At 47.0% G+C, this 947-nt stretch carries 1 protein-coding gene; it reads left to right on the top strand.

What is annotated here, in order from left to right; all coding sequences use genetic code 11:
- On the top strand, window positions 1-439 hold a 439-nt coding region (locus V5T57_RS20615; protein WP_332893156.1), incomplete at its 5' end, for a transposase.
- Between the last annotated feature and the right edge of the window lie 508 nt (window positions 440-947).

The following is a 947-nucleotide window of genomic DNA, read 5'->3' as shown; positions in this document are numbered from 1 at the left end:
ACAAAATGGCGAGAATACGCATCAAAACCGATATCCATTCAATATTTACTGGCGTCTAGATTTGGTTTTGACTGACTATAAGTGGACAGTTAAGGCAAACAAACCTCACTACGGCTACAACGCCCATGCTGCCGTGGATATGGATTCTGAACGCATTCGGGGCATCGAGCTGACCTCGGCCAATGTTGGTAATTCAGTCATGTTCAACGACCTGATTCAAGGTGATGAACAGTCTGTATTTGCCGACAAGGGTTACTACAAGCAAGATCGTAAGCATACCCTGCGGCACTTCGGCATCCTGTGTGGCATACTGGATAAAGCCCATGCTGGCCATCCGTTGAGTGCCAAACAGAAGAAGCGTAACAAACGGTCTGGACGAATCCGTTCAGGCGTTGAACGTCTTTTCGGCGTGATGAAACGCCACTATGGTATGAGCTGAGTTCGTTATGTTGGGTTGGCCCGTAATACCGCCCATCTACACTTGGAGGCTCTGGCTATCAATATGAAACGAATGCTGGCCCTATCAAAAGCATGAGTCCGACAGGACTCGTGCGCCTGAAATCCGGTTTTTCACCGGATTTCAGAGGGAAAACACGTCTTTTGTATGCTGATTTTTGCGTTTCAGCAGCCGATCGATGAGGTGAAGCTGCTTTTTTCAAAGGTCTCAAGGTGGAGTCAAAGTATTGCCAGCCCCATCACCCATCTATAGAAGAGTCAAAAAAGGGATGCGCAACTTTCTAGATCCCAGATTGGAAGGTCTGGTGGAAGACCCCCAGAAGTAGCCTTAAGTTTTTGGAAGGGTAGCTACATGTGTATGTAGCTATCCACTTTCTACCCCTTGGAGTAAGTCAATGCAACTGATAGGGAAAATAGCTGTTGTACTATGGATGCTCGTCTACATCCCTTCCGCCCATGCAGATCCCACAAGCTATAAAACTTTTCCTTTT

The organism is Magnetococcus sp. PR-3 (assembly GCF_036689865.1).
GTDB lineage: Bacteria > Pseudomonadota > Magnetococcia > Magnetococcales > Magnetococcaceae > Magnetococcus.
The sequence above is the reverse complement of the archived record's forward strand: the minus strand, read 5'-3'. Positions and strand labels throughout refer to the sequence as shown.